General features: G+C 56.0%; 22 protein-coding genes. 6 read left to right on the plus strand and 16 right to left on the minus strand.

Going from position 1 to position 21,803, the window contains the following annotated elements; genetic code table 11:
- Nucleotides 1-5: 5 nt before the first annotated feature.
- From ACSZO1_RS03085 to ACSZO1_RS03130, 10 genes are all read right to left on the minus strand, one after another.
- Nucleotides 6-983 (minus strand): type II secretion system F family protein, encoded by a 978-nt coding sequence (locus tag ACSZO1_RS03085; RefSeq protein WP_437609409.1) that lies wholly within the window; start codon nucleotides 981-983, stop codon nucleotides 6-8.
- A gap of 13 nt (nucleotides 984-996) precedes the next feature.
- Nucleotides 997-2,373, minus strand: a complete 1,377-nt coding sequence (locus ACSZO1_RS03090) for a CpaF family protein (protein WP_437609411.1) — start codon at nucleotides 2,371-2,373, stop codon at nucleotides 997-999.
- A gap of 30 nt (nucleotides 2,374-2,403) precedes the next feature.
- Nucleotides 2,404-3,612 (minus strand): AAA family ATPase, encoded by a 1,209-nt coding sequence (locus ACSZO1_RS03095; protein WP_437609413.1) that lies wholly within the window; start codon nucleotides 3,610-3,612, stop codon nucleotides 2,404-2,406.
- A gap of 15 nt (nucleotides 3,613-3,627) precedes the next feature.
- The gene (locus ACSZO1_RS03100) at nucleotides 3,628-4,302 is read right to left on the minus strand and encodes a CpaD family pilus assembly lipoprotein (RefSeq protein WP_437609416.1); all 675 of its coding nucleotides are present in this window, start codon (nucleotides 4,300-4,302) and stop codon (nucleotides 3,628-3,630) included.
- Between the two features lie 11 nt (nucleotides 4,303-4,313).
- Complete coding sequence (locus ACSZO1_RS03105) at nucleotides 4,314-5,744, minus strand: type II and III secretion system protein family protein (RefSeq protein WP_437609418.1); 1,431 nt, start codon at nucleotides 5,742-5,744, stop codon at nucleotides 4,314-4,316.
- A 68-nt stretch (nucleotides 5,745-5,812) separates the two neighbouring features.
- Nucleotides 5,813-6,718: a Flp pilus assembly protein CpaB gene (cpaB, locus tag ACSZO1_RS03110; protein ID WP_437609420.1), complete on the minus strand. Its 906-nt coding sequence runs from the start codon at nucleotides 6,716-6,718 to the stop codon at nucleotides 5,813-5,815.
- Nucleotides 6,719-6,776: 58 nt separating this feature from the next.
- Nucleotides 6,777-7,334, minus strand: a complete 558-nt coding sequence (locus ACSZO1_RS03115; protein ID WP_437609422.1) for an A24 family peptidase — start codon at nucleotides 7,332-7,334, stop codon at nucleotides 6,777-6,779.
- Nucleotides 7,334-7,540, minus strand: coding sequence for a Flp family type IVb pilin (locus ACSZO1_RS03120; protein WP_437609424.1), 207 nt, complete (start codon nucleotides 7,538-7,540; stop codon nucleotides 7,334-7,336). The genes ACSZO1_RS03115 and ACSZO1_RS03120 overlap by 1 nt, the downstream gene beginning before the upstream one ends.
- Nucleotides 7,541-7,874: 334 nt before the next feature.
- Entirely contained in the window at nucleotides 7,875-9,293 is a 1,419-nt protein-coding gene (locus ACSZO1_RS03125; protein ID WP_437609523.1) for an ATP-binding protein, read from the minus strand.
- Between the two features lie 30 nt (nucleotides 9,294-9,323).
- Nucleotides 9,324-10,007, minus strand: a complete 684-nt coding sequence (locus tag ACSZO1_RS03130; protein WP_437609426.1) for a response regulator transcription factor — start codon at nucleotides 10,005-10,007, stop codon at nucleotides 9,324-9,326.
- A gap of 481 nt (nucleotides 10,008-10,488) precedes the next feature.
- Between ACSZO1_RS03130 and ACSZO1_RS03135 the strand changes: the two genes are divergently transcribed.
- The 4 genes from ACSZO1_RS03135 (at nucleotide 10,489) to ACSZO1_RS03150 (ending at nucleotide 13,123) form a co-directional block, all read left to right on the plus strand.
- Nucleotides 10,489-11,529 (plus strand): hemin-degrading factor, encoded by a 1,041-nt coding sequence (locus ACSZO1_RS03135; protein ID WP_437609428.1) that lies wholly within the window; start codon nucleotides 10,489-10,491, stop codon nucleotides 11,527-11,529.
- Between the two features lie 180 nt (nucleotides 11,530-11,709).
- Nucleotides 11,710-12,381 (plus strand): SDR family oxidoreductase, encoded by a 672-nt coding sequence (locus tag ACSZO1_RS03140; protein WP_437609430.1) that lies wholly within the window; start codon nucleotides 11,710-11,712, stop codon nucleotides 12,379-12,381.
- Nucleotides 12,382-12,467: 86 nt separating this feature from the next.
- Nucleotides 12,468-12,731: an antitoxin gene (locus ACSZO1_RS03145; protein WP_437609432.1), complete on the plus strand. Its 264-nt coding sequence runs from the start codon at nucleotides 12,468-12,470 to the stop codon at nucleotides 12,729-12,731.
- A 2-nt stretch (nucleotides 12,732-12,733) separates the two neighbouring features.
- Entirely contained in the window at nucleotides 12,734-13,123 is a 390-nt protein-coding gene (locus ACSZO1_RS03150) for a type II toxin-antitoxin system VapC family toxin (protein ID WP_437609434.1), read from the plus strand.
- 18 nt (nucleotides 13,124-13,141) lie between these two features.
- Here the strand turns inward: ACSZO1_RS03150 and ACSZO1_RS03155 are convergent, their stop codons facing one another.
- The 3 genes from ACSZO1_RS03155 to proB are packed head-to-tail and all read right to left on the minus strand — an operon-like array spanning nucleotide 13,142 to nucleotide 16,163.
- Nucleotides 13,142-13,768 carry a LysE family translocator gene (locus ACSZO1_RS03155; protein ID WP_437609436.1) on the minus strand — a complete coding sequence of 209 codons (627 nt, stop codon included), beginning with the start codon at nucleotides 13,766-13,768 and terminating at the stop codon, nucleotides 13,142-13,144.
- Nucleotides 13,769-13,795: 27 nt separating this feature from the next.
- Nucleotides 13,796-15,049: a glutamate-5-semialdehyde dehydrogenase gene (gene proA, locus ACSZO1_RS03160; RefSeq protein WP_437609438.1), complete on the minus strand. Its 1,254-nt coding sequence runs from the start codon at nucleotides 15,047-15,049 to the stop codon at nucleotides 13,796-13,798.
- A 10-nt stretch (nucleotides 15,050-15,059) separates the two neighbouring features.
- Nucleotides 15,060-16,163, minus strand: a complete 1,104-nt coding sequence (gene proB / locus ACSZO1_RS03165) for a glutamate 5-kinase (protein WP_437609440.1) — start codon at nucleotides 16,161-16,163, stop codon at nucleotides 15,060-15,062.
- A gap of 246 nt (nucleotides 16,164-16,409) precedes the next feature.
- Between proB and ACSZO1_RS03170 the strand changes: the two genes are divergently transcribed.
- On the plus strand, nucleotides 16,410-17,534 hold the full coding sequence (locus ACSZO1_RS03170) for a porin (RefSeq protein WP_437609442.1): 1,125 nt from the start codon (nucleotides 16,410-16,412) through the stop codon (nucleotides 17,532-17,534).
- 114 nt (nucleotides 17,535-17,648) lie between these two features.
- Here the strand turns inward: ACSZO1_RS03170 and crl are convergent, their stop codons facing one another.
- The 3 genes from crl to gpt form a co-directional block, all read right to left on the minus strand.
- The gene (crl, locus tag ACSZO1_RS03175) at nucleotides 17,649-18,050 is read right to left on the minus strand and encodes a sigma factor-binding protein Crl (protein WP_437609443.1); all 402 of its coding nucleotides are present in this window, start codon (nucleotides 18,048-18,050) and stop codon (nucleotides 17,649-17,651) included.
- Nucleotides 18,051-18,172: 122 nt separating this feature from the next.
- Nucleotides 18,173-19,417 (minus strand): esterase FrsA, encoded by a 1,245-nt coding sequence (frsA, locus tag ACSZO1_RS03180; protein ID WP_437609445.1) that lies wholly within the window; start codon nucleotides 19,415-19,417, stop codon nucleotides 18,173-18,175.
- A gap of 129 nt (nucleotides 19,418-19,546) precedes the next feature.
- Complete coding sequence (gene gpt, locus ACSZO1_RS03185; protein ID WP_437609446.1) at nucleotides 19,547-20,005, minus strand: xanthine phosphoribosyltransferase; 459 nt, start codon at nucleotides 20,003-20,005, stop codon at nucleotides 19,547-19,549.
- A gap of 254 nt (nucleotides 20,006-20,259) precedes the next feature.
- Between gpt and pepD the strand changes: the two genes are divergently transcribed.
- Nucleotides 20,260-21,717, plus strand: a complete 1,458-nt coding sequence (gene pepD, locus ACSZO1_RS03190) for a beta-Ala-His dipeptidase (RefSeq protein WP_437609448.1) — start codon at nucleotides 20,260-20,262, stop codon at nucleotides 21,715-21,717.
- Nucleotides 21,718-21,803: the final 86 nt, after the last annotated feature.

The raw sequence follows: 21,803 nt of genomic DNA on the forward strand, positions 1-21,803 counted from the left end.
TCTCCTTATGCGATGCGTTTAACCATCAGATGGGTGATTAACATGCCCAGCGTGACGCTGCACAACGCGTAGATCAGCACCGTGGAACCGACCGAATCGTTAAACAGAAAGTCGAAATCTTCCGGTGATTTCAGGTACATATAACCGAGGCAGCACGGGAACAGCGCGGCGACGATTTTCGCCGAGGCTCGCGCTTCGGAGGTTTTCGACTGCACTTTCAGCGCCAGTTCGCGCCGCTGACGCAGGGTGGTGGAGAGGCGTTCGAGCGTCTCACCGAGACGCCCCCCCGCTTCCTGGTTGATAATCAGGATCACCACAAAGAAACGGTATTCGGCCATCGGCACGCGGCTGGCAGAAGTCTGAATCACCTGGCGCAGCGGAATACCGAGTTTCAGCCAGTGATCGATGGTGCGAAATTCGCTGGCCAGCGGACCGCTGATATGCGCCGCGACCTGGCCAAACGTGTTCGCCACCGGCACCCCGGCGCGGCAGCTGCGGGTAATGGCGTCAATGGCATCCGGCAGGCTTTCACGCAGCTGACGCAGATGTTTTTGCAGCGTGCTGCGGAACATGATGATCCCGACCAGCAGCGTCAGGGCAAAGGCGCACAGCAGGCCGAACGTCAGCGGCAGTGGTGTGCGACGGCCAATCGCCATCCCCACCACCAGACAGATGACAAACAGCACTAAGGCACGCTTGCGCAGCGTCTTCTGCCAGCCGATAAACTCCAGTTGCTGCCACCAGACCGCGGCCAGCGGCCCCAGCAGTGGCACCCCGGCAAATGGCGTGCGGGCATGACTTTTCAGGATCGAATCCGTTTCCGCCGCCTTAACAGCGGCGTCTTCACCGAAGATCTGCGTCATCCGCTGCGCGCGCTGGCGCTCCAGCTGACGCTGACGCCGCCAGTGGGCAACAGCCAGCACCACCAGCAGCACCACGGCAAACACCAGCGCAGTGATCAGATTCAGTTTAAAAGGCGTCATAACGGTTTCCTGATCACTGTTCGAACAGATGTACCCGATCGGCGTAGAACTGCGGGCGCTGAATAACCTGCACATACTCGCCGGTGATACGCCCCTGGCTGTCATTACCGCGGATCTGGAAGGTGAACAGATCCTGCATCTGGATCACCTCATTCTCCATACCGCACACTTCACTGACAGCCACCACGCGGCGCATGCCATCACGCATACGTTCAATCTGCACAATCAGATGCACCGCGCTGGCGATCTGACGGCGAATCGCCATCAGCGGCAGCTGCATATTGGCCATCATCACCATGTTTTCCAGACGCTGAATGGCGTCACGCGTGGTATTGGCGTGGACGGTACACAGCGAGCCATCGTGGCCGGTGTTCATCGCCTGCAACATATCGAAGCACTCACCGCCACGTACCTCGCCAAGAATGATGCGGTCCGGACGCATACGCAGGGCGTTACGCATCAGGTCGCGCTGATCGACTTTGCCGCTGCCTTCGGCGCTGACAGGACGGGTTTCCAGGCGCACCACATGGGTTTGCTGCAACTGCAACTCGGCGGCATCTTCGATGGTGATGATGCGTTCACGGGTGTCGATGTTTTGCGACAGCGCGTTCAGCAGCGTGGTTTTACCGGCACCCGTGCCGCCGGAAACAATCACATTCAGACGCGCCTGCATCGCGCGCGTCAGCACCTCCGCCATCGCCGGGGAGATACACCCTTGCGAGGCCAGCGTGTCCAGCGACAGGTTGCGGCGCATAAATTTACGAATCGAGATAGTGGTGCCGTCGATGGCCAGTGGGTAGGTGATCACATTCACCCTGCTGCCGTCCGGCAGACGCGCATCCACCATCGGACTGGATTCATCAATACGGCGACCTATCGCAGCGGCGATACGCTGTGCGGTGTTAAACACATGTTCTTCATCAATAAAGGTCACCGATGACAGTTCCAGTTTGCCGAAACGCTCGACAAACACCTGACCGGCGCCATTGACCAGAATGTCGTTGACGGTATCGTCCGCCAGCAGCGGCTGGATCGGCCCGATACCGGTCATTTCATCCAGCATTTCGCTGGCGATACTCTCTTCTTCCTGACGCGATAACTGCAGTCGCTGCTCATCACACAGCTGACGGATTGCCACCTGAATCTGCGCCAGCAGTTTGTCGCGCGACATCGCCGCAGCGCGCCCGGCATCGATCATGTCGTACAGCTGAGTACGGATCAGGCGGCGATGACCATTGCGGCTTTCCGCGGGCTGGCGCGCTGCCGGAGCCGCCTGGCGCGTCTCGGCCGCTGCGGTTTCCACGGCTTTGACCGGACTGGCCTGCGGTGCGGCTTCGGGCTGTCTGGCCACGTCTTCGCGTCGCGGGGCAAGGGGTTTACGCATCAGCACAGGGCACTCTCCTTACGGGTTAATACGGTTTCAGGCACGCTTCAGCAGACCATTCAGCCAGTGCTTCTTCACCGGCTGTGGTCGCACGCCACAGGCAATATCCACCAGCTGGCGCATCGCCTGCTGGAACGGCGCACTGGCCGCCAGACTGAGCGCGCCAAGGCCGAGGCTCTGCGCCAGCGTGGCACCTGCGTGTGGCAGCACCAGATCCAGCGGTCGTCCGACCAGATTTTCGAACTGCGCGCGGCTCAGCGGCGCACTGCCGCTAAAGTGGCTCTGGTTATGCACCAGCAGCAGACGCTGCCCTTCGCTCTCATCACCAATGGCCTGCATAATGCGCCGCACGTTACGCGCGTCCTGCACCGTCAGTTCGGTGACGAGAATGCGCAGATCGGCGCAGCTGATCACATCCAGCGCACCGTCCGGCAGATGGCTCGGTAAATCCCATATCACCTGATTAAACATGCGGCACAGCGTGCCACCCAGATTCAGTACCGCATCAGGATCAACAGCGGCCAGTTCACCCAGCTCAGGTTTCTGCGCCAGCAGATGCAGACGCGTATCGACCTGCACCATCGCACGCTGCAACAGACGGGTGTCCAGCTGCGTGCTTTCCAGCACTGCCGCCAGTCCGGCATCGTCGCTGACGCCCTGCAGCAACAGCTGATCGCCGTGGCGACGGTCAAAATCCACCAGCGCCAGCGGCAAATGGCGTTCCTGCGACATCAGACGCGCCAGCCCTGCCGCCACGGTGCTGGCACCCACGCCACCACTCGCGCCAGCCACCGCTACGGTGCGGCCCATCCGCGCATATTCCGGCCCCGACTGCTGGCCTTCACACTTCGCCAGCGTGGCGGAGAGCAGATCCAGCGTGCAGGGTTTGACCAGGTAATCGGTCACGCCCAGCTGCAGCAGCGCACGGTACAGGCTGACATCCTGGGTTTTGCCGAGGGCAATCACCCGCGTGCCCGGACCACACATCGCCAGCAGCGCTTCCATCCCCGGCAGCGGCCAGGCTTCGCCATCCAGATCCACCAGCAGCACCTGCGGTGGCAGATTCAGCTCGCACCACTGGCTGGCCGCCGTCAGACCACCGGCATGTACCTGCACGCCGGTACGACGCAGGCGCGCCAGGTCTTCACGCAGTTGCGTCTGCTGATCCGCGCCCTGAACAAACGCTGCCAGGCCTGCGCTCCACTCTTCCGCTTCCTGAGCCGGAGATACCGTTGCGTCACTCATCCGCTTAACCTTCTGTTAGTCTTCGTCGAAGTTAATATCGATGAGGTCTTTCACCTCGTTTTGCTGGTAGCGCTCAATACTGTTAACGATCACCACGCCATCTGCCGCATCGAGGCTGCGCGCCTGGATCAGATCACGCGGATCGGCCACCATCTGCGCCAGGTTGCTCTGGTTGGCACAACCGAGATAACCGACAGCATCAAAGGGTTTAACCATCAGCAGACCGGGATCGTTGACCTGGCAGTCAGGCACGCTGACGGCCAGTGCCTGTGACTGCACCTGCAAGTCACCACTGCGACCCGCGCCTGACGCACGTGTCATCACGCGAATACGGCTTTTGTCGGCACCGGCGTTTTGCAACGCGCTGGCGAGACGGCTGGCAATCTGTTCACCGCGTACGGTCCACGGGGTAATCGTCAGCGTCTGCTTCTCCAGACGTCCCTGCTGTTTCAGCAGTTTATTCAGTGCCGCCAGGGAATCGGCATCAAGACCACGGCCGCTACGATCGGCCAGCAGGCTGACCGCCAGCGAGGACGGTTTCACGCTGATACTGGCGATATCCGGCTGGTTAAAACGCTGCATCCGCTCGTCGCTGATCTTGCGATCGCTGCAGCCCGCCAGCACCATCAGTGCCAGTGTCAAAGCCGTCAGGCGAACAGGCATCACATTGAATGGGTGGGTTTTCATCATTATTCCGCCTGTCAGTAGAGGTAGCCTGCCGCGCCAAACTGTGGTGTGTTGGCATCAATCATCTTCGCGCCCTTACCTGGGGTCTGCAGCGTTCCGGCACTGACCGGCTCCACCACATACGCTGTCGCGATAATCACCAGTTCGGTCTCTTCGGAGCTGGTGGCTTCTTTCTCAAAGGCACGGCCGAGGATCGGGATACTGGACAGTCCCGGCACCCCGGCCACTGTCTGGCTGTTGCTGCTGCGCAGCATGCCTGCCAGCGCAAAGCTCTGACCACTCGCCAGTTCCACCGTGGTATCCGCACGACGAACAGTCAGCGCCGGAATGGTGGACCCGCCTTCCAGCTGTACCGCACCCACCGAGGTCAGCTCACTGACTTCCGGCGCGATATGCAGGCTGATGCGATTGGCTGACAGCAGTGTTGGCGTCATACGCAGAATCACACCGTAGGATTTGTAATCGATACTGACGCTGTTACCGGTGATCAACACAATCGGCACTTCACCACCGGCGGCAAATGCGGCGGTTTCACCCGACATCGCCGTCAGGTTAGGTTCTGCCAGCACCGAGGCCATGCCCTGTGAGTTCAGGGCGGAGAGCAGCGTACTCAGCGAGCCATCGCTGCCGGTGTAGTTGTAACCGAGCGAGGCACTGCCCGCTTCGCGACTGAAGGTATTGCTGGTGGCGCTGAAGAAATCACTCAGGGCACCGGAACCAAAACCAATGCTGTTGCCGCCACGGTTCAGCGAGGCATCCCAGTTAAAGCCCAGCTCATGAGTCAGCTTGCGCGACACTTCCACCACCCGCACACGGATATTGATCTGCGAAGGGGTGCGCACTTTCAGCTGGTTCACCACATTTGGCGAGGTGCTGCTGGTTGATGGCAATGAGCTGCCACCACCCTGTCCACCACCGCCCGCACCGCCGCGTAATGATGCAGATGCGCTAATCCACGTCTGCACGCTGTCGATCACTTTTTTCGCATCCTGCGGCGTTTCCACGCTGCCGCGTACAATCACGCCATTCGGCACTGAGGCTTCCAGCTGGATCTGCGCATCCGGGAATTCACGGCGCAGACGCTCTCTCAGCGCCGCCAGATCATGCTCGACCACCAGACGAATCGCGCTGACCACCTGGCCATCGGCATCCATTGCATACAACGTGGTGACACCGACACCTTTAGCAAATACGAATACATTGCCGGGTGATGGCAGCTCAAAACTGGCGATTTCCGGGTCAGCAACCAGCACGCTGTCCGGGATCTGATCCAGCTGCAACATGCGGCCCTGGTGAACATTCAGGCGGATTTCGCTGGTGGCTTCGATCTGCGTGACTGCCGCAACAGGCAGTACCGCCGCTGTCGTCAGCAGACAGGAGGCAACCAGCAGCAGCCGTTTCGCGGCCAGACGACAGCCGAAGTCGGAAGTAAAACTCATCTTCATTTATGGGTATCCATGACTGGGATTTATTCATCCGCCCTGCCAGCGCCTGCTGGCGTGGCAAAGCGCTGTCATCGGGTAGGGAATTGCTTCACGTCAACCTTGTTATCGCCGCGGAATGCTTTCACCTGTTTACTGTTGCTCATCAGTTGGCTGTAAATCCGGGTGGTATCGCGCAACATGGTTGCCGTCACCGGCTGCATTTCAGACGCATCCGTCGTATCAGACGAACTGCGCAGCGCCAGCTGCAATAGTCCCACTTCTTTCGCCACTGTCAGAACTTCTGCCTGCTGAGGCGTGGCCTCCACTGTGATGGTCTGATAAACCAGTGTGCGCTGGCGGTTCTGCTGCGCATTCTTCTGCGCGGACTCGCTATCATCAACATCCTGGCGCGGGCGCACGTTGGTATTCGGATCAGCCTGGTTATTGAGTGCCAGTACGCGCATATTACGCGCCACCGTTTGCGCCCCTACCACGGGTGGAATGATGGGTTGCTGCGGCGTTGGCGCTAACGTTTGCTCATCGTCACGACGTAAGGTGAGAATAATGTCGACATGATCACCAGCACTGACGAGTCCAAAGTTGCTGGCAACGACGCTGGTAGGAATGGAGATGGCACGCATTCCCGGACGTAATACTGCGGCGACAAAGCCGGGTTCGCCAGGACGCACGACACTGTTGCTGCTCAATGGCGTGCCCGCAGGCAGTTTTTCCCGCAAGGTCGCGCCATATAACTGACTTTCCTGATCTTTACCGCGTACAAAATAGAAACTACGCGAAACCGGTTTATCCGTTTCTTCCCAGCGAACAGAAGAGCCATCAATAAATTCGCCCGGTGACAGATCGCGTGCAGTAACCAGCACGGCGATTTTTTCCACTGGTGTTGGCGCTGCCGCCTGCTGCACAACAGGCGTGCCAGAGAGTTGACTGCGAACAATTAACGCCACCAGACCGGCAGCAATAAGCGCCCCAGACAATAAAAATGTCGAGTTTATTTTCATTTTTTATTTCTACCGGGCCAGATTCTTTTTTATTTCAGAACTGAGGCCAAATAAGGATATAAGCCGCACCAAACGCAATGGCGATGCCGTAGGGAATACCCTGTGATAACTCGGCGGGTAATACCGGTGGCGGCGTAATATTAATTCTCAGCAGGTTATTCATCCGGTCAATCAGCAATGCCACACCCGTTGAAAAGGTATTCAGTAACGGCAGTGATAATGCCAGCACACCGCCAGCGATAGCGGTCATCATGACAAAACGGGTCTGGTGGCCGTAACCCACCCACAGACAGAGCACGCTCATCAGTTTGACATCACCGGCGCCCAGACGTCCGGTCAGAAACAGTGCGAACCCCGCCACAAACACCAGCAATGCTCCCGGCAGCGCCTGCAGCAGAGAGCCGGAAACCCGCGGCAATGGCCCGGTGACGCCGGATACTGCCAGCGCACTCAGCGCCAGAAATCCCAGCAACAGCGCCAGCACCGCGCGATTCGGGATGCGTCTCAGCAGCAGATCGCTGCCGATGCACCACAACAAACACACCACCAGCAGCAGGTTATACGCACACTGTACGCCAAACTGCCCGGCCATTATTTGGCAGAGGTGGTGCCGGAACCGGTGATCTGGTTAGCAATATCAGTAAATTTCTCGTTCAATGCCTTCACGAAGATACCGTCATCGCCGAAAATCGCGCCAATCGCTGCAGCCATCGCGGCGGCCAGAATGCCGTATTCGATCGCGGTCACGCCGCTCTCATCCTGGAAAAAAGCACGCATTTTTGCTTTCAGCTGGTTCATTATCCGCTCTCTCTATCGGGTTACAGGAGTGGACTGCGCCGCATCGTACAGCACAATCAGGAAGCATCAATAATGAGACTTATTATCATGAACGACAAGATGTCGAAGATTAAGATACGTTAATTTTCGCCATTATTTTACCGCTAAAACCCTTATTTCTCCGCATGTACTTCATATAACAACACCCGCGGTAAGGGATTAATCTCATCGCCACATTTTTTATAATGGAATAAATCTCATCCGCTGAATAATAATTAATTTTTCTTCATGCAAAAATAAACCGCCATATTCAGCATGGATAATTAACAATGCAGCGGATTAATACAGAAAATGATTAACTGCGATTAAGGCATAAATACGCTACCAGCCCGGGTTCACCCGCACCAAAATAGAGCTTGCCGCCATGCAATTCAGCAATCGCCTTCACCAGCGATAAGCCAAGACCATAGCCGTTCTGATTACGTTCCTGACCCAGGCGTTCGAAGCGCTCTGTTGCCGCGTCGTACAACGCAGGTGGAATACCCGGCCCGTGATCACGCACGCACAGCGCCATCCAGCCACGATATAGTTGCAAACCAAGAGTGATACGCCCGGTGCCCGCGGCATATTTCAGCGCATTTTCAATCAGGTTCGCCATCGCCTGAAACACCAGAGCGCGGTCACCAAACAGCTGAATACTAGCGCTGAGATCCACCACCAGCGAACACTGATGTTCCTCGGCCAGCGGCTGATAATACTCCGCCAGATCGTGCAACAGCTGCTCGGCACAGAAATCGTCAAACTGGTGAACGCAGCGCCCGCTTTCAATCTCACCAATACGCATCACATTACGGAACAGCGTTAACACCGACTGCACTTCGCTGAAAGCACCGTCGATTTCATGACGCACGCTGTCGCTGAGATCGTCGCGTTCCGCCAGCGTGTATAAACGGTTCTGCAAGTGGGTCAGCGGTGTGCGCAGTTCATGCGCCACATGGCCTGCGGTGCTGCGCACCTGCGCCATCAGGCGATCAATACGTTCCAGATTCTGGTTAATGTCGGCGCACAGACCATCGAAATCATTGCCATACGGGGAAACCGGCATACGCACATGCTGTTCGCCGGTGCTGTAGCGGTGCAGCGCTTCACGGATCTGCCGTACACTGTTGAGACTGCGCAGGCTGAAGTGTCGGCTGACCAGCAGGCAGAACATCAGCACGATAAACAACCCCGCGCCCGCCACCAACGGAATGGTACGCACCCGCTCCAGCATCGGTACAATGTTGTAGGCACGGAACAGAATCGCGCCATCATCCAGCCGTACTGCCAGACCAATCACCTTATTGCTGCCGCCGACGCCCAGCAGACCTTTCAGGCAGTCAACATTCATCTGACAATGGCCTGAAACAGGCGGGTTGGGCGTGTTGTGATAAATCAGGCGGCCATCCTCGGCCATCACCATCACCATCGGCAATTCATCGCTCGGCTCATGGTATTCCTGACGCAGATGCGCCACCAGACTGCCGCTGTCCTTCAGGCGCGACTTTGCCGAGTAGTTGTAGATATCGTTCATGATAATGTCGTGCACATGAGTACGCAGCAGCGATTCACTCAGCACGCTGAAGCCGACAATGCAGCCCAGCATCATGATCATAAACAGGTAGACGATAGTGATCGCCTGGCGGAAATTGGTGGTCGAGAGAAAATCCGGATCATAGCTGGCACCGATCGCCTGCCAGTGACTGAGCTTCATCTGCATCTGACGCATCAGCATACGCAGACCACTTGCATTAGCTGACACGCGCTACCTCTTCTCGACGTCGCCGAGGCAGTAGCCTACCGAACGTAATGTTTTGATCAGGGGCAGCGAGAAGCCTTTATCAATCTTGGCGCGCAGCTTGGAGAGATGCACATCAATCAGGTTGGTTTGCGGATCAAACTGGTACCCCCACACACGCTCCAGCAACAGCGTACGGCTGATCACTTTGCCAGGATGTTCCATCAGGATCATCAGCAGTTTGATCTCTTTGTCTGTCAGATCGATACGTTTGCCACCACGCCAGGCGGAGCGCTGCAGGCAGTCCACTTTCAGATCGGCGAAGCTCAGTACCTGACTGTGTTCATTACGCCGTTTGTCACGCCCGACGATAATATCCAGCCGCAGACGCAGCTCGTTTAAATTGAAGGGTTTACCGAGGTAATCTTCCGCACCCAGTTCCAGCCCCATCACGCGATCAACATCGCGATCCAGTGCCGACAGCAGCATGATCGGCGGATGCGGGCGGTCCTGCAGAGCACGCAGGACGCTGAATCCATCCATACCCGGCAGCATACGATCGAGCAGAACCACGTCATACACTTCCTGTTCAATCGCCTGTAATGCCTCAGCACCATCGTGGATCAGACGGCATGAGTGTCCGTGGGCATGTAACTTCGCACCCAGCCAGTGGCACAGAGCGGAATCATCATCAACCACTAAAACACGCATAAATTATTCCCCTGAACTGATCATGCACTCTTATTGGCATTATTTTTTGAATGCAAATTATGATTATTAAAATTACTCAGCGATTGCTTCGGTATAGCGGAAGGGAAGTAAACCTGTAACGCCAGGCCTTAACACCTCAACAGATAATAACAATCATTATCATTTGATTACAAGAGATTTACACAGCATACAGGCAAATGACTCACCCGCCTCTCTGCGCTGCAGGCCTTGTCTGCTGCGGCATACGCTAAATCGCCGGTCAGAAAAAAGCCACCAACTTTAATAAAATTTAATCCAGCGTCGGGTAATGGCGAGTGATTTCCATACACACTTTCCGTTGTAATTTCGTTATTTAGGTAAAGTTTTTCACTGATTCATTTTGCCGCGAACATTAAATTAATTTCAGGTTTCGGGATTTATCTTGTTAGCGCGAATTAAGCCTGGCCATACTGGCGGCCACGACTTCGAAAGGAAAATAATTATGTTGCATGCGCTGTTTGATCGTTATCTTGCGGCTAAAACCAGCCAGCCAAAACTTTATGCGCGCGATCTCGCCGAATATCTGGGTGTCAGTGAAGCGGAACTGACCGCCGCCCGTGTCGGCCATGATGCACGCCGTTTGCAGGATCAACCGCGTGCCCTGCTGACGGCGCTGGAACAGGCTGGTGAACTCAAGGCGATCACCCGTAATCAGCATGCCGTGCATGAGCATGTCGGGGTCTACAGCAATCAGCAACTGGACGGCCATGCCGGACTGATCCTCAATCCTGGCGGCATCGATTTACGCCTGTTCCTGAAACAGTGGCACAGTGCTTTCGCACTGACAGAAGAGACCACTCGCGGTGTGCGTCACAGCCTGCAATTCTTCGATCCGCAGGGTGATGCCGTGCACAAAATCTATGCCACCGAGGCCACCGATATGCAGGTGTGGCAGGCGATTATTACGCGTTTTGCCAGCGAAGAGACGGCGGCACCAGCCATAACACCTGCCGCTCCGGCGGTGTATGCCGACAGCGTGGATGCCGCTCAGCTGGAAAGCGAATGGCGCGCAATGACCGATGTGCATCAGTTCTACCTGCTGCTGCATCGCCATAAACTGTCGCGCCAGCAGGCATTTAACCTGGTCAGTGACGATCTGGCGCGCCGCGTGGATAATCAGACGCTGGCGAATCTGCTCAACCTGGCGCAGGCCGACGGCAACAATATTATGGTGTTTGTCGGCAGTCGCGGTTGTGTGCAGATCTTCACCGGCGCACTGGAACGCGTGGAGCCAATGCGTGGCTGGCTGAATATCTTTAACAGCAACTTCACGCTGCATCTGCGTGACAGTGATATTGCCGAAAGCTGGGTTACCCGTAAACCAACCGCCGATGGCATCGTCACCAGCCTTGAGCTGTATGCTGCCGACGGTACGCAGATCGCCCAGCTGTATGGTCAGCGCAGTGAAGGTGAACCAGAACAGACCCGCTGGCGTGAGCAGATCGCGCTGCTGGAAGCGGAAAGTGAAGGCGTAGCGGCATAAGCGATGAGCCGATGGAGAGTCAGCACTCTCCATCGTTTCCCCTGCGGTTCACTTAACTCCCCGTGCTTTTTATGTTGATCCTGCGTGCCGATCCCCGCACCATCCTCTTTCGCCTTTGTCACATTCAGCTATGATGATTATCACTAATCCTTTGCACTTCAACAGGTAACAGGAGTCTTCATGGCAGCAACTCAGCATGCACTGATTATCGGCGCGTCACGCGGTATCGGTTTAGGCCTGGCAAACACTCTGGCACAACGCGACTGGCAGGTGACGGCCACCACCCGCAACAATATTCCGGTCAGCCATTCGGCGATTCACTGGCAAACGCTGGATATTAACGATGCGCTGCAACGTGAGGCGATTAAACGGACACTGGCAGAACAGCAGTTTGCGGTGATCTTTATTAATGCTGGCGTCTATGGCCCCGATCATCAGGATCTGGCGCAGGCCAGTGATAAAGAACTGTTTGCCCTGTTTGCCACCAATGCCTTTTCCCCGGTACGCTGTGCCGCTGAATTGCAGCCACTGTTAGCCCCCGGCGGCACACTGGCGCTGATGACCTCGCAGCTCGCCAGCCTGAATGAAAATCCCGATGCCACCTACCCGCTGTATTCCGCCAGCAAGGCGGCGCTGAATATGCTGGCGCGTGGATTAAGTCTCACCACCAGTAAGCAGGGACAGACCTTGTTGTGCGTTCATCCCGGCTGGGTGCAGACCGATATGGGCGGTGCAGAAGCGCCACTGACCGTTGCCGACAGCACCGCAGGGATTGCCGACCAGCTGGTGAAATGGCAGGGCAAAGGCGGGCATCACTATATTGATTACAGTGGCAGAGAGCTGGCCTGGTGATTCAGGTCAAAGATTAATCGTTGCGCCATGGATACTGACTGGCATATGCTATGACATATGCCAGCGTCATGCATCAGGAGGCCAGCGTGGAACGCATTGCAAAACTGTTCAAAAATGGCAGAAACCAGGCTGTCAGACTTCCTGTCGAATTCGAGTTCGATACCGATCGCGTTTATATCCGCCAGGATGACGAAGGTAATGTCATTTTATCGAAAAATCCGGCACGCCCCGCAAACTGGGACAATTTTTTCCAGCTGCTGAAGAAAACGCGTGTTCCTGACGAATTTTTGCGTGAGGATGAGCGTAATCAGGAGATTGCTGACCGCGATCCATTCGATGGAATGAAATAGTGATGTATATGATAGACACCAATATCGTCAGCCATATTTTCCGCCAGCACCCGCACGTGCTGAGAAAGCTGGCGGAAACGCCGACGAAAAAAGTCTGTATTTCGTGTATCACAGAAGCCGAACTGCGCTATGGCGTTGCGAAGCGGCAGAACAAAGCCCTCGCTGCCGCCGTGGAGGCATTCCTGGATTCCGTTACGGTTTGTGACTGGGACAGTGAAGCGGCAGAGTGCTATGGCTCACTGCGCGCCAGGATGGAAAAACAGGGAAAAGTGATGGGCGCGCTGGATCAGCTGATTGCCGCGCACGCGCTGAGTCGCCAGCTCACTATCGTCACTAACGATCGCGCCTTTGCCATGGTGAAAGGCCTGAAAGTGGAAGACTGGAGTGAATGAGCGCGAACAGACGCGCCGCTACTTCCGCCCTTCCATCACCATCTTCACCGCCAGCCCGGCCAGCACTGTCGCCATCAGCCAGCGCTGAACCCGTTGCCAGAGCGGGCGTTCCGCCAGGAAAGCGGCAATCGCCCCCGCCGTCATAATAATCGCGCTATTCACCAGCATACTGATGACAATCTGGCTAAAACCGAGCGTCAGGGATTGCGCCAGCACGTTACCGTGCGACGGATCGATAAACTGAGGTAGCAGCGACAGATACAGCACTGCCGCCTTGGGATTCAGCAGATTGGTGATCAGCCCCATGGTAAACAGCTTACGCGGGCTGTCCGGCGTTAAATTGCGCACCTGAAACGGCGAAGCACCACTGCGCAGTGACTGCCACGCCAGCCATAGCAGGTACAGCGCACCCGCCATACGCAACGCGTCATAAGCCAGCGGCACCGCCATCACCAGCGCAGTAATCCCCAGCGTAGCGCAGAGCATATAGAAGATAAACCCGACCGCCACGCCCGCCAGCGAGATCAGCCCGGCTTTCTGCCCCTGGCAAATGGAACGTGACACCAGATAAATCATATTCGGCCCGGGCGTCAGCACCAGGCCCAGCGCGATGGCAGCAAAAGGTAACCACTGTGTCAGCGTCATTTCACTTCTCCTGCCAGGTTGCCAGCGTTAACTGCGTACCGTATCGTCGCCGTAGGCGATCCATTTGTAAGTAGTCAGTGCTTCCAGTCCCATCGGACCACGCGCATGCAGTTTCTGCGTACTGACTGCCACTTCGGCACCCAGGCCAAACTGGCCGCCGTCAGTAAAGCGGGTGCTGGCGTTCACGTATACCGCCGACGAATCCACCTGCAGCACAAAACGATCCGCGTTCTGGATACTGCGGGTCAGAATCGCATCCGAATGCTGAGTGCCGTGCTCACGAATATGGTCAATAGCCTGATCCATATCCGCCACCACTTTGACGTTCAGATCCAGCGACAGCCACTCATCGTTATAATCGGCGTCTTTCACAGCCACCACCTCTGCCGCGCCCGCCTGCAATACCGGCAGTGAGGTCGCGTCAGCGTGCAGTTTGATGCCCTCTTCCGCCATACGGGTGCTGAGTGCAGGCAGGAATTGTGACGCAATCGCTTCGTGCACCAGCAGTGTTTCCACCGAGTTACAGGCACTTGGCCGCTGTTTTTTAGCGTTAACAATCACGTTCAGTGCGCTGTCGAAAGCCGCAGATTGGTCAACAAAGATATGGCATACGCCAATACCGCCAGTGATCACCGGAATGGTCGACTGCTCACGGCACAGTTTATGCAGGCCCGCACCACCGCGAGGGATCAGCATATCGACATAACGATCCAGCTTCAGCAGCTGATTCACCAGTTCACGATCCGGGCTTTCAATCGCCTGCACCGCACCGGCTGGCAGGCCATGCTGTTGCAGCGCACGCTGGATCACGCGCACCGTGGCGCCATTAGTGCGATACGTCTCTTTCCCGCCGCGCAGGATCACCGCGTTACCGGTTTTCAGGCACAGCGAGGCCACATCCACCGTCACATTAGGACGCGCTTCATAGATAACCCCCACCACGCCCAGTGGCACACGGCGGCGCTCAATGCGCAGACCGCTGTCCAGCACGCCACCATCGATCAGCAGACCGACCGGATCGGCCAGACGACACACCTGGCGCACATCGTCAGCAATACCTTTCAGACGTTCAGGATTGAGCGTCAGACGATCCAGCAGCGCGGCACTCATGCCATTCTGGCGTGCATCGGCCAGATCCTGTTCGTTAGCGGCGAGGATCTCGGCGCTGTTGGCTTCCAGGCTGTCGGCAATCGTCAGCAGCACCTGGTTTTTCTGCGCGGTGGATAATCCCGCAAGCTGGTAAGAGGCAGCCTTCGCCGCTTTCCCCATTTGCTCAAGCATCGAAGACTCCTTAACTGACAATCATATCGTCGCGATGGACTGCCACCGGACCATATTCATAACCCAAAATTTCGCTAATCTGCTGGCTGTGATGGCCGGCAATCATACGCATCGCATCACTGTTATAACGCGATACGCCGTGCGCCACATCGCGCCCCTGCAGACTGCGGATACGGATCACTTCACCGCGCGAGAAGTTACCTTCTACCTGGCGAATGCCCTTCGGCAGCAGCGAGCTGCCGCGCTCCAGCACGGCGGACAACGCGCCGTCATCAATGACAATTTCACCGGCAGGCGGTGCGCCAAAGATCCAGCGTTTGCGGTTCTCCAGCGGCGTCTGCTGAGCATGGAAACGGGTGCCGACCGGCTCACCGGTAATCACATCACCAATCACGCCCGGGCGGCTGCCCGCAGCAATAATCACTTCAATACCGGCACGGCAGGCAACATCAGCGGCCTGCAATTTGGTGCTCATACCGCCCGTACCCAAACCGGAGACGCTGTCACCGGCAATCGCCCGCAGCGCATCGTCGATCCCATGCACATCGCTAATCAGTTGCGCGGCCGGGTTATTGCGTGGATCGGCCGTAAACAGGCCCTGCTGATCGGTCAGCAGCAGCAGTTTATCTGCGCCCGCGAGGATCGCCGCCAGCGCAGAGAGATTATCGTTATCGCCGACTTTGATTTCCGCCGTCGCAACCGCATCGTTTTCGTTAATCACCGGCACAATATGGTTGTCGAGCAGCGCACGCAGCGTATCGCGCGCATTGAGGAAGCGTTCGCGATCTTCCATATCCGCACGCGTCAGCAACATCTGACCGATATGAATACCGTAAATGGAGAACAGCTGTTCCCACAGCTGGATTAAACGGCTCTGCCCGACTGCGGCCAGCAACTGTTTGGAGGCAATGGTTGGCGGCAGCTCGGGGTAACCCAGATGCTCGCGCCCGGCCGCCATCGCGCCGGAAGTAACGATAACAATACGATGGCCCGCCGCGTGCAGTTGCGCACACTGGCGAACCAGTTCCACGATATGTGCCCGATTTAATCGGCGTGAACCGCCGGTAAGGACGCTGGTACCCAGTTTTACCACCAGGGTCTGGCTGCCGCTCATTATTTCCTGCCGTTGCTATAAAAAAGGAGTGCAAAAGAACGTTTTAACAGGTGTCAGGCACGATGCCAACAATCTGCGACGGAAAAGCACAAAATAGCCGCGACAGTGGCGTAGACCAAAAGTTCATGATTAACAAGAAACCAGTCAAAATGTAATAAAACCGTCATCCCGTACAGGTAAAACGTTCCTGCGTTTACAAGAGCTAACAAGGCTCGAACCAATTTTACTCATTCGGGAATTTTGATAATGAAAAAGAGCGCTCTGGCAATTATTACAGCCGCACTGGCAATGAGCACCGCAGCACAGGCAGCAGAAGTTTATAACAAAGATGGTAATAAACTGGACTTCTACGGCCGCGTTAAGGCAATGAACTACTTCTCTGACAATACCGATAAAAAAGGCAAAGAAGGCGACCAGTCTTACGTACGTATCGGTTTTAAAGGCCAGACCCAGATTAACGATATGCTGACCGGTTACGGCCAGTGGGAATACCAGTTCGGCGCCAACAAATCAGAAGCTGAAGGTTCCAGCGGGGATAAAACCCGTCTGGGCTTTGCGGGTCTGAAAGCGGGCGATTTCGGTTCATTTGATTACGGCCGTAACTTTGGTCTGATCTATGACGTTGAGTCCATCACCGACATGATGCCTGAGTTCGGTGCTACCGGTTATACAGGTGCTGATGTCTTTATGTTACAACGTGCTGGTGGCCTGGCGACTTATCGTAACAACAACTTCTTCGGTCTGGTTGATAACCTGAAGTTCGCCCTGCAGTATCAGGGTAAAAATGAGTCCACCGACACCAGCCGTGCTGATAAAGCATCCAATGGCGATGGTATGTCTGGATCACTGTCTTATAAGTTCTTTGACACTGTAACAGCGACTGCGGCTTATTCTACTTCAAACCGCACCCTGAAACAGAAGAACGCTACCTATGGTAAAGGCGATAAAGCTGATGCCTGGGCAACTGGCCTGAAATATGACGCCAACGGCGTTTACCTGGGCGCAACTTATGCTGAAACTCGCAACATGAACTATTTCAGCACGACTATGGGTCCAATTAATGTTAATGGTACAGACCAAAGTATCAGTGGTTTCGCAAACAAACTGACCAACCTGGAACTGTACGCACACTATCAGTTTGATTTCGGCCTGCGTCCGTCGATTGCATATGTTGAAACCAAAGCGAAAGACCTCGAAAACGGCGTGGGTGACGGCGATCTGTATAAATTCGTTGATATCGGCGCGCTGTACGCCTTCAACAAAAACATGTCAGTCTTTGTTGACTATAAAATCAACCTGCTGGACGACGACAACAAACTGCGTCAGTACGCTGACGATACCGTTGCTGTTGGTATGACCTACCAGTTCTAAGTTCTGCCACCGCATCCCGCCACAGATGCGGTGTTGTTTTACCCTCGTTATGTGTCGCTAAAAAAGGCCGCTCTCTGAGCGGCCTTTTCTTTGTTCATTCTCTGCAATTTGCTGTCACGCCGTCAGCTTCACCGGCTGGTCAGCAAAATCCGCCGCAGGCTCCAGCCCCAGGTTCATCTCTTTCAGCTGCGCTTTCAGCCGCTCATGGAAATTACGCAGCGTCTCTTCCAGCTTCTGGTTGTTCTCTTTACCTTTGATCGCCGTCGGCTGCCAGTGGCCTTCTTTATCAAACAGGCCAAAATGGTACTCATAGGTAAAGCGATCGCTATGGGCTTCCAGCTCCATCCACCAGCCCCAGAATTCGCGTTCCTCAGGTTCGGGCTTCACGTTGACACAAACGGCCAGGCAGTCGAAGAAAAAGCGGTTATCTTCGCATTTGTTCTCGCGGATATAAGGCCCCAGCGCCGTAAAACTCTTCAGCACACGGCTCTTCGCATGTCCACTCGGTAAACTCATCGTCTGTGCTCCTTTTAAAATGGCGACCGTTATTGTCATCATACGTCAGGCTGCTGCCAGTCTCGATAGCCGGCAATCTTAATGTTCTGCTACATTGCAACCGATTGAATAATAGCAACGGATCAGCGTAAGCGCTGTGCCAGCCAGTCACAAATTTTCGTCAGTGCATCGTCGAAGTTTTTAAGTACCGGCGAAAAGGTGATGGGCAACAGCTTGCCATTGGCGGACGAGTTGACGATTAAGCGTGAATCCTCCTCCGGGCTAAAGGGATCATCATTCCAGTAGCCGGACAGCATCGGCGTCGGCGTGCGGCGTCCCAGCAGTCCCTGGGTTTTCAGCGAGTAACGGTTCAGTTCGGTACGCAATGTGCTGTCATCGGCATACGGCATGCCCAGACGGCTGGCCAGCATATCAATGTACATATCCGGCACCGCATCCTGGCGCTGCGCATCGGTCAGCAGGCTGTGTACCACCGGGCCAAGACAGGCGACTGCACGCAGGCGTGGCGCTTCCAGATACGCCAGCCGCACCGCTACATTGGCGCCAAAACGATAACCTAAAGCCGCGACCCGGGTGTGATCAACCCACGGAATAGTCGCCAGTTCGCGCAGCACCTGCTGATGAAGAAAACTGGTGTCCTGACTGAGCTTACATTTTGCCGAGAAGCCAACGGAGGGCATATCCACCGTCAGCATGGCGATGCCGCGTGGAGCCAGGTAGTCATGGAAGAAGCGATAATAGTCGGTCTGCAGCGTGTCGAGGCCACCGCACAGCATCACGGTAGGGTAAGGCGCGGTGGCCTGTGGCGGGATATGCAGAAAGCCGGTCACCGTACCCGCGCCAGAAATGGCGAATTCGAGCACTTTGATTTCCCCGGCCAGCCGCGGCGCGGCTTCGCCATAGGCGCGGTTAGCCAGCGTCTGCGCCTGTTCCGCCAGTTCATCGCCTTTAATATGCGGATAACCCGCGATGCTGAACAGGTTGGCAGCATGCAGCCAGTATTCACCCGCCAGCTTGTCGTCATCGGTTTCCTGCGCCTTTTGCTGCCACAGCGCCGCCTGTTTCGACCATTCATAGATCCAGTTACCGCCGCGATAGCCAATCACCGTATCGAGCAGTTTCTCGTCGCTATGCTCCGCGGTACTGACCGCAATACGCGCCAGCACCTCGCTAATCTCCTGCAGCGGTATGCCGCGCCATCCCCACATCAGCCGGTTAATCAGACGATACCAGCCTGCGTGGTGTTCACCATCGAGCGTAGACTGTACCGCCGGCGAAATATGGCGGCGGCGTTTCACCAGCGATGAGGTTTCCGGGTGTTTAAAGCGGGGCTTGAACAGCTCTTCACTGAGGTTCTTTGGCGTCATGATGAAACTTTCTCTCCGGCGCAGCATAACGGAGGGATAGTGTAGCGCAGGAACCACCAGAAAGGACAACGCCCGCAGAGACGGGCGTTGTAAAAACAGGTAAAAGGTGTGAACGACGATCGTCGTTTGTTAGCCTTTGACAATTGGCGGGACAAACACCACGCCCATATCCCATGGCTGTTCGATCCAGGTGTCCTGTGGAATATCGACAATATAGTCATCCACCAGCGGACGACCCGCAGGTTTGGCGAAAATGGTGACAAAGTGCGCTTTTGGATACATATTGCGAATTGCCTGCGCAGTGCCGCCGGTATCCACCAGGTCATCAATCACGATAAAGCCTTCACCGTCGCCTTCCGCACGTTTCAGCACTTTCATTTCACGCTGATGATCGTGGTCATAGCTGGAGATGCAGACGGTATCCACGTGACGAATACCCAGTTCACGCGCCAGCAGGGCTGCTGGCACCAGGCCACCACGGCTTACCGCGATGATGCCTTTCCACTGTTCAACAGGAAGCAGGCGCTGAGCCAGTTTACGGGCATGAATCTGCAGCATGTCCCAGGTGACGACGTATTTTTCGCTCATAAAAGGAATCCCGGCCAACTGAATTGGCTTAAAAAGTATGCAATGGGAAAAAGGTTGCGCGAGATTATAAGGATCTGACGCGCTAAAAACCAGCACCTGTGCCACCAGTTGCAGCTTTTTGCCGCGTCTGGTTACACCCGCAGCCATAAAGGGTGGTATTCTCTGCTCTGGCTCGTCAGCCTTGCTGACGGCGAATTTTACTGGAAACTTTGCGGTACGCCGGACACGCCGGTGGCCGAAACGGGAGACTTATCGTGTCTGAACTGTCTCAATTATCCCCGCAACCGCTGTGGGATATTTTTGCCAAAATCTGTTCTATTCCGCACCCCTCTTATCATGAAGAAGCACTGGCAGAACATGTGCTGGCCTGGGCGAAAGAAAAAGGCTTCTGGGCAGAGCGCGACCAGGTGGGCAATATCCTGATCCGTAAACCGGCCACGCCGGGTCTGGAAAATCGCAAGCCAGTAGCGCTGCAGGCGCATCTGGATATGGTGCCGCAGAAAAATAACGACACGGTGCACGATTTCACCAAAGATCCGATTCAGCCGTATATTGACGGCGAGTGGGTCAAGGCGCGCGGCACGACGCTGGGTGCCGACAACGGTATTGGTATGGCGTCCGCGCTGGCAGTGCTGGCCGATGACAGTCTGCAACACGGTCCGCTGGAAGTACTGCTGACCATGACTGAAGAATCCGGTATGGACGGCGCCTTCGGCCTGCAACCGGGCTGGCTGCAGGCCGACATTCTGATCAACACCGACTCCGAAGAGGAAGGTGAGATCTATATGGGTTGTGCCGGTGGTATCGACTTTATTACTACCCTGCCAGTCGAACGTGAAGCGCTGCCTGCGGGTTACACCACGCTGAAGCTGACAGTGAAAGGTCTGAAAGGCGGCCACTCCGGTTGTGATATCCATGTCGGCCTGGGCAATGCCAACAAGCTGCTGGCGCGTTTCCTCGCGGCACAGGCGAAGGCGCTGGATATTCGTCTGGTGGATTTTACTGGCGGTACGCTGCGTAACGCTATCCCGCGTGAAGCTTTCGCCACTCTGGCGCTGGCAGCCGATAAAGTGGATGCGCTGAAAGCGGCCGCAGCCGGTTATCTGGCAACGCTGCAGAACGAGCTGAGCGTCAAAGAGAAGAACGTGAATGTGCTGGTGGAGCCGCTGGCGAGTGAAAGCCAGGCGCTGACCGCGAACAGCCGTGACCGTTTCCTCGCACTGCTGAACAGCACACCAAACGGTGTTATCCGCAATTCCGATGTAATGAAAGGCGTGGTGGAAACCTCGCTAAACGTCGGTGTGGTGTCCATCAATGCGCAGGAAGCAGAAATCATCTGCCTGATCCGTTCACTGATCGACAGCGGCAAAGATTACGTGGTGGAAATGCTGACCTCACTCGGCGAACTGGCCGGTGCGAAAACCGCACCAAAAGGCGGTTATCCGGGCTGGCAGCCAGACGCCAGCTCGCCAGTGATGGCGCTGGTGCGCGAAACCTACGAAAAGTTGTTTAACCGTACGCCAAATATCCAGGTGATCCACGCTGGTCTGGAGTGTGGCCTGTTTAAGAAACCGTATCCGGATATGGATATGGTCTCTATCGGCCCAACCATTACCGGTCCACACTCTCCGGATGAGCAGGTGCATATTGAGAGCGTTGGCCTGTACTGGAAACTGCTGACCGAACTGCTGCGTGTGATTCCGGCGAAGTAACCGGTTTTCGTCCGGTGCACTGCTCAGAGGGGCCGCTTTTGGTACGGTGACCTGCTCAGGGGCATCGCTTTCAGCCCGGAGCAGTG

The organism is Erwinia sp. V71 (genome assembly GCF_965644245.1).
In the GTDB taxonomy this organism is placed as follows: Bacteria; Pseudomonadota; Gammaproteobacteria; order Enterobacterales; family Enterobacteriaceae; genus Erwinia.